The sequence below is a fragment of the Pseudochelatococcus sp. B33 genome (assembly GCF_053570585.1).
On the sequence record NZ_JBSEFH010000027.1, the window covers coordinates 69,299 to 76,587 of the forward strand.

Here is a 7,289-nt window from a genome sequence, read left to right on the forward strand (position 1 = left end):
TCTTTATAGCGCCGAACGATCTATAATGTTAATTGCAATTAACACTACTATTAATGCACGCAGCACATTAATTCTGACGGTATCGGCCGGGCGTCGATCGGAAAGCGCTCCGACAGGATCGCGCGGGTTCTGCGTCTTCCCCGCTTCACATTTCTTCACATTGGCCGGCAACGGCGGCAACACGCCTCGCCTAGCCTGTTCCCGTCGCGGCCATCGGGCCGCATGAGAAAGGAACTTCGATATGGAACAGGACAAGCAGGAAACCGGCGCCGCCGGCGCGGACACCCAGGGCAAGCCGCGCCGTCGCCGCTGGCTCGTGGCCGGCACGCTTGCGGTGCTCGCTCTTGGCGGCGTCGGCGCGATCACGGCGGTGAGCGCCGCCGGACCCGGCGGCCATTTCGGACGGGCGGGCGGCTATCCCGGCGGTCCCTTCGGCGGCCGCGGCATCGACCGGGCGCTCGAGGCGGTCGACGCCACGGCCGAGCAGGAAAAGCAGATCTGGGCGATCATCGACGGGACCCGCGCCGAACTGCGGCCGCTGGCGCGCGAGTTCCGGGATGCGCGCGGCAAGGTCTTCGGGCTGCTCGGCGCGGAGACGATCGACCGCGCGGCCGTCGAAACGCTGCGGGCCGAGCGCATCGCGGCGATCGACGCGGCGTCGAAGAAGCTGACCGCCGCCGTTGTCGAGGCGGCGGAGGTGCTGACGCCGGAACAGCGGGCCACGCTGGCGAAGCATTTCGAGGAGCGTCGATTCGGGGATCGCGGGCCGCGCCGCTGATGCTAGAGTGCGAAAATACGGTAGCGTAACGGAGCATCCGGGGCATGGCGGACGAAGTGCTGATCATCGATGATGACACGCGGCTTTCCGCCATGCTTTCCGATTATCTCTCCGGCAACGGGTTCTCCGTGCGCGAGGCCGCGACCGCCGGCGCGGGGCTTGCCGAAATGGCCCGCCGCGCGCCCAACGCCGTCATCCTCGACGTGATGCTGCCCGACCTCGACGGCTTCGAGACCTGCCGGCGCATCCGCGCGGTCTCCGACGTGCCGGTGCTGATGCTGACGGCGCGGGGCGAGGAGACCGACCGCATCGTCGGGCTGGAGATCGGCGCCGATGACTATCTGCCCAAGCCGTTCAACCCGCGCGAACTGCTCGCCCGCCTCAAGGCGATCCTGCGCCGGCGCGGGGGGTTGAACGCCGCCGGCACGGTGATGCGTTTCGGGCGGCTGGAGATCGACCCCGGCTCACGGGTCGCCCGCGTCGACGGGCGGGAATGCGCGATGACCGGGCATCAATTCGATCTGCTGGTCGCGCTCGCGCAGCACGCCGGCCGCATATTGTCGCGCGAGCAGTTGATGGACCTCGTCAAGGGCGTGGAGGCCGATGCGTTCGACCGCTCGATCGACGTCCACATATCGCGCATCCGCGCCGCGATCGAGGACGACCCCAGGCACCCGCGCCGCATCGTCACGGTGCGCGGCGCGGGCTATCTGTTCGCGCGCCGGCAGGACGAGGAGGCGTGAGACGAACCCCGATGCGCGGCAGTCTGTTTCTCAAGATCTATCTCACCCTCCTCGCGAGCCTCGTCGTGGTGGCGCTCGTGGGGGCCGGCTTCCTGTGGCTGAGCCGCGACGACGAGGACCGCGGCCTCTACGGCAGGCGCGACGCGCTGCTGGCCGCCATGTTGCCGGCCGACGCCGACCCGGCGGAAACGCGCATCGTTCTCAAGCGGGCGGCCGATGCGTTCGATGCCGACATCGCCCTCTACGACGCCGACGGGCGGCTGAGCGTGGCGGTCGGCGAGCCGGTGCCCTTCCCCCCGCCCGACAGCACGCGCCGGTTTCCGCGCCGCAGGACGGGGCACGACTTTGCGACACGCCTGCCCGACGGCCGCGTGATCGTGGCGCGTCTCGGCGCACCGCTGGGCTACCCGCGGCGCAATCCGCTCGTCCTGCTGGCGCTGGTCGCCGCCGTCACCGGGCTTGCGGCGTGGCCGGCGGTGCGGGGGCTCACCCGCCGGCTGGAGCGCCTGCGCCGCGGCGTCGAGGTGTGGGGTGAAGGCGACCTGAAGCGGCGGGTGCCGGTGCAGGGCAGCGACGAAGTGGCGGCGCTCGCGAAAAGCTTCAACCTCGCGGCGGAAAAGATCGAGAAGCTGGTCGAGGCCCATCGCATGCTGCTCGCCAACGCCAGCCACGAACTGCGCTCGCCGCTCACGCGCCTGAGGATGGCGATCGACCTCTACCGGACCGACCCAACCGAAGCGCGCACGCGCGAGATCGTCAGCAATCTCGCGGAACTGGACGCGCTGGTCGACGAGATCCTGCTGGCAAGCCGCCTCGACCATGGCGATGCGCCGGACCTGTCGGAGACGGTCGATCTGCTGGCGCTGGCGGCGGAAGAAGGCGCGCGCCAGGAGGTGGCGGTGACGGGCGAACCGGCGACGGTCGTCGGCAATCACCGCCTGCTGCTGCGCCTCATGCGCAATCTCATCCAGAACGCCGTCCGCCACGGCCGCCCGCCCGTCACTGTCGAGGTGCGGCGAGGCGATAGAACCGCAGAGTTCGCCGTGCGCGACCATGGGCCGGGAATACCGGAAGCCGAGAGGGAGCGGGTGTTCGAGCTCTTCTACCGGCCGGCCGGCCACGGCGAGGCGGCGGGCGGCTGGGGGCTCGGGCTCGCCCTCGTGCGCAAGATCGCCGACCGCCACCGCGCGAGCGTGCGCCTCGAGACGCCGGACGACGGCGGCACCCGTTTCGTCGTCACCTTCCCGGTCGACGAGACGGGGGAATCGCTTCCGGTCGTCGGCGGATCCGGATGACAATCTCAACTTGTGAAAAATCGTATAATATGCGACATTTTTTAGGGATGATTGATTGATCATAACCAAAACCGTTCGGGAGGAACACAATGACGCACTCGCTGGCGCCCGGCGCCGCCGCCTCGGCCGAGTCTCGGGACGATTTGCTTCGCAGGGAGATCGCCGCGTGCACCCTGTTGCTTAACAGTCTGGAAATACTGGGTTATAGTGGCCATGTCAGCGCACGCATCCCGGGCCGGGAGTTGCTCCTGATCCAGCCCCAGGACAAAAGCCGCGCCGAGCTTCAGCCGGAGGATCTGCTGGTTTGCGATTTCGACGGCAACCTGATCGATGGTCCTGATAGCGTCCGCCCGCCATCAGAAATATTCCTTCATTGTGAGATTTATCGCGCAAGAGCGGACATCGCATCGATCGCGCACTTCCATCACGACCTGACCAACGTCTTCACCCTTGTCCATGATGTGGCGCTCGTGCCGTTCAAGAACCATGCCGTCCGCTGGGCCGACGGCATCCCGGTGCACGACAATCCGGCTCATGTCCACAGCAGCGCGCTTGGACGCGAGATCGCCGCCACGCTCGGCAGCAGCCACGCCATGCAGATCCGCGCCCACGGCCAGATCGTCACCGCTGAATCCGTCCGCGCCGTCTTCATCGACTCGGTCCATTTCGTCGAAAACGCCGAAGCCGCCTACCGGGCCGCCGCCATTGGCAGGGTGCGGCCGCTGTCCGGCGAGGAAATCGCCGATTTTTCACGCGGGGTGCGGCGTGAGCACCACATCCGCAAGCTCTGGAACTATTATGTGCGCGGGGCCGTCTCCAGGGGGCTCATTCCGGCAAGCTGGCAGGTGTTGGAAGAAGGCGGACGCAACGCCAGGAAACCGGCCTGACCGGAGCATGATCCGCGTGGATCGGGACGGCCGCCCCCCGAAGCGCCGTCCCGATCCGACATCCCGTCGCTCTGCAAAGACTACACGCGATACTTGTCGCCCCGCTTCCTGCCCTGGGACACGTCGAGGAACAGTTCCTCCAGCGGGATATCCCTGTCTATGAGGCCCTGCTGGCGGGCATAGCCGACGACGGTCTCGAGCGTGTGCCGGTTGCGCTCGTCAAGCCCATAGGCCCAGGGATCATCGCCGAGCACGGCAAGCTGCTCCTCCCACGCCTCGCGATACCAGGCGAGCGGCACGAGGCGCGGATTCTCCATCCGCGCCATCGTCTGGCGCTTGGCCTCGTTGAAGGCCTGAAAGAGATTGATCGGCACCCACGGATGGCGCTCGACGATCTCCGGCCGGATGCCCATGACATGCATGATCGGGAAGATGCCGGTTTTCCGGTAATAGGCGATCTCATGGTTCTTGTTGTCCGGGAACAGCCGGGTGACCCGCGGGTCGTTGCGCCGGACCGGCTCGATCAGGTCGGGATGCAGAAGCGCATCGATCTCGCCCTCAAGCAGCATGTCCTCGACCGATTTGTCGTTCGGCAGCTTGTTGAGTTTCAGGTCCGCCGGCGGGGTGAAGTCGACGTCCTCGTCCAGTTCCGAAAACCACTCGATCGACTGGTACGGCACGCCGTACTCGTTCTCCAGGATGCCGCGCAGCCAGAGCGTCGCCGTCACCAGATAATTCTTGACCCCTACGCGCCGGCCGATCAGGTCCTTGGGCTCGCGGATGCCGGCTGCGCTGTTGAGGTAGATGAAGCCATGGCGAAAGCGCCGGTGCAGGAAGACGGGGATGGCGCTGAACGGCAGGCCGCGGCCGCGCGCCGTGATATAGGAGGACAGCGAGACCTCGGCGACGTCGAACTCGCGGTTTCTGAGAAACCGCCAATGCCTGGTGGTCGAATCCATGGCCGTTAGGATCGTCAGTTCGATCCCGTCCGGCCGGACCGTTCCTTCCATCAGCGGCCGCACGATTTCATAATCGCCGCAGGCCAGTGTCAATTCCACCTTCTTGGTCACGATGTCTCTCCCGCTCGTCGTTTCCCCTGCCGGGGCATGCCGGAGCCGGATGAGCCCTTCCAGGTCATCATCCCGCTCCCTCGTTTCGTTTGCGCAGCCTTCGCAAAAGGCGATGCACGTTTTGGATCTGACGCTCCGCCTATCGTTTTGACGCGTTTTCCCGGCGAATGCACCCTTTCCGACAAGGCGTCAGGGCGCGTCCGCGCGCCGAGTGCCGTCGCCTATTGAAAACTAATCCTATATTTTGAGATTTTTGTAAATAATGATTGACGGAAAAATACCGGTATAGATAAATGAGCGCGGCAGGCGGTCGTTCGGCGGCATCGGAAGCGCCCCTGCAGCCCAAGGTTCTCCAGAAAGCTGAGTAGCAGGCATGACCAATCCAGATGTTCTCATTGTCGGCGCGGGTCCGGTTGGCCTGACCCTCGCGATCGATCTCGGTCAGCGGGGGGTCAGGTGCCTGCTGATCGAACAGAAGAGCGAACCGCAGTTCCTGCCGAAGATGGAACGCTGCAACGCCCGTTCCATGGAAATATTCCGCCGCATGGGGCTCTCGCGAAAAATCCGCGCTGCCGGCCTCGATGCCGATGTGCCCATGGACGTCTACGTCGTTCTGGGGATGGACCGGCCGCCGCTCCTGCACCTGCCTTACCCGTCCGTGAACCAGGCGCTCGAGGAGATCCGGCACGTCAACGACGGCACGCAGCCGCTCGAAGCCTACCAGCTCATCTCTCAGTACACGCTGGAACCGCTGCTGAAATCGGTCGCCGAGGAATTGCCCTCGGTGACGGTCCGCTACGGATGCGAATTCCTGTCGCTGGAGCAGGACGCGGACGGCGTCACCGCCATCGTCGTCGACGGTCGCGGCGCGAAGAGCGAGATCCGCTGCCGGTATCTGGTGGGCTGCGACGGCGGCGCCAGCCCGGTGCGCAAGCAGCTCGGCATCAGGCTGCGCGGCGAGGGCGACATCCTGCGTCTGCGCCAGGCGCTCTATCACAGCCCGGATCTCTACGACCGCATCCCCATCGGCGACGGCCCCGGCAGGGGGCGCCACTACCATGTCGCAGATGATCAGGCGAGCTTTCTCATCATGCAGGATTCCACCAGGCACTGGACGCTGCATGCGGTGGTCGAGAAAGACGAGGACATGAAGGCGCAGTTCGAACGGGTCGTCGGTACGCCCGTCGACTATGAAATGCTCTATGTCGGCCAATGGAAGCAGAACCTGCTGCTTGCCGACAACTACGGCGCCGGGCGGGTGTTTCTCGCCGGCGACGCCGTCCATCTCGTCATCCCGACGGGCGGGCTCGGCATGAACACGGGCGTCGGCGACGCGATCGACCTCGGCTGGAAGCTCGCCGCCACGCTCGAAGGCTGGGGCGGCCCCAATCTCCTGCGTTCCTACGAGATAGAACGGCGGCAGATCGGCGACCGCAATGTCGGCGCCTCGCGCTATGCCTCGCTCGGACGGCGCAAATGGCGCGCGCAATACCGGCCGGATATCGCCGACGATACGCCGGCGGGCCGGGAGACACGCGACAACCTCGCCCGCATCGCCAATATCGAGCAGCGCAAGACCAACGAAATGATCGGCGCGGAACTCGGCTACCGCTATGTCGGCTCCCCGATCATTTCGGAGGAGCCGGGCGGTCCCGAGCATCTGTTTCGCGACTACGTGCCGACGACATGGCCCGGCGCACGGCTGCCGCATGTCTGGCTCGGTGACGGCAACCCCGTCCAGGATCACATCGGGCCGGGCTATACGCTGCTGCGCCTCGGCCGGACGCAGGCCGAGACCGGGGGGCTCGGCCATGCGTTCCGTGCGCTTGGGGCGCCCTTCAATGTCCTCGACATCGAGTCGGACGTAGCCCGCGACGTCTACGGATACGATCTGCTGCTGCTGCGTCCCGACATGCATATCGTCTGGCGCGGCAACGCGGCCTCCGAAGAGCCCGCCGCGCTGGCGGCGCTGGCGACGGGCCACTGACGCGCCCCATTCGGCGCGACCGCCATCCGCCCGGCGCTCGCTCCCGAACGGGATGCCGCTTCCCGGCGCAGATGGCGCGTCCGCATGGCATCCTGCCCGGTTCGCCCGTTTCTCGGAACCTGTCGGAGCGGGACCGGTGTCAGTTCCCCCGAAGGACTTCAGTTCCCCAGGAGCTATTGTATTGCCTCCGGACTTGACGCTAAATCTCACGATGGACCGAAGGCCGATGCGCTTGACTCGTCGGCCGTTGTCAAGCCGCGCGGCGCTTGAGCGAAGGCCACCGGGATCGGCCGAAAACCGAGGCCGATGGCAACGGACATGCGGGATGACATGACGATCAGGGGCGGGAGGTTCCTTGCAAAGCCACGAACGTATGCTGGGGCTTCTCGACCTGTTTGATACGGAAGACAATTACGTCGCCCTGAGCTTCGATGAAATCCACGCGCGCGTCGGCTACACACGCTCGACGCTCTACCGCTACCTGAAGGCGCTCTCCGACGCCGGCCTGCTGTCGTCGCTGCCGGGTCTC

At 66.0% G+C, this 7,289-nt stretch carries 7 protein-coding genes; 6 read left to right on the top strand and 1 reads right to left on the bottom strand.

The window, feature by feature from the left end:
- Nucleotides 1-241 precede the first annotated feature (241 nt).
- The 4 genes from ACUSIJ_RS24265 to ACUSIJ_RS24280 all read left to right on the top strand — a co-directional run bounded on the left by ACUSIJ_RS24265 (nt 242) and on the right by ACUSIJ_RS24280 (nt 3,703).
- The gene (locus ACUSIJ_RS24265) at nt 242-778 is read left to right on the top strand and encodes a Spy/CpxP family protein refolding chaperone (RefSeq protein ID WP_449311004.1); all 537 of its coding nucleotides are present in this window, start codon (nt 242-244) and stop codon (nt 776-778) included.
- 44 nt (nt 779-822) lie between these two features.
- Complete coding sequence (locus ACUSIJ_RS24270; RefSeq protein WP_449311005.1) at nt 823-1,521, top strand: response regulator; 699 nt, start codon at nt 823-825, stop codon at nt 1,519-1,521.
- Nucleotides 1,518-2,816 carry a sensor histidine kinase gene (locus tag ACUSIJ_RS24275; protein ID WP_449311006.1) on the top strand — a complete coding sequence of 433 codons (1,299 nt, stop codon included), beginning with the start codon at nt 1,518-1,520 and terminating at the stop codon, nt 2,814-2,816. Before ACUSIJ_RS24270 ends, ACUSIJ_RS24275 begins: the two co-directional genes overlap by 4 nt.
- An 89-nt stretch (nt 2,817-2,905) precedes the next feature.
- Nucleotides 2,906-3,703 carry a class II aldolase/adducin family protein gene (locus ACUSIJ_RS24280; RefSeq protein WP_449311007.1) on the top strand — a complete coding sequence of 266 codons (798 nt, stop codon included), beginning with the start codon at nt 2,906-2,908 and terminating at the stop codon, nt 3,701-3,703.
- Nucleotides 3,704-3,783: 80 nt separating this feature from the next.
- Here the strand turns inward: ACUSIJ_RS24280 and ACUSIJ_RS24285 are convergent, their stop codons facing one another.
- Nucleotides 3,784-4,773: an ABC transporter substrate-binding protein gene (locus ACUSIJ_RS24285; protein WP_449311008.1), complete on the bottom strand. Its 990-nt coding sequence runs from the start codon at nt 4,771-4,773 to the stop codon at nt 3,784-3,786.
- Nucleotides 4,774-5,146: 373 nt separating this feature from the next.
- On the opposite strand from ACUSIJ_RS24285, the gene ACUSIJ_RS24290 reads away from it, so the two are divergent.
- Together ACUSIJ_RS24290 and ACUSIJ_RS24295 are read left to right on the top strand one after the other, a co-directional pair.
- Nucleotides 5,147-6,760 carry an FAD-dependent monooxygenase gene (locus ACUSIJ_RS24290; RefSeq protein WP_449311009.1) on the top strand — a complete coding sequence of 538 codons (1,614 nt, stop codon included), beginning with the start codon at nt 5,147-5,149 and terminating at the stop codon, nt 6,758-6,760.
- Between the two features lie 373 nt (nt 6,761-7,133).
- Nucleotides 7,134-7,289 (top strand): helix-turn-helix domain-containing protein (locus tag ACUSIJ_RS24295; RefSeq protein WP_449309463.1); only part of this gene is annotated, 156 nt, incomplete at its 3' end.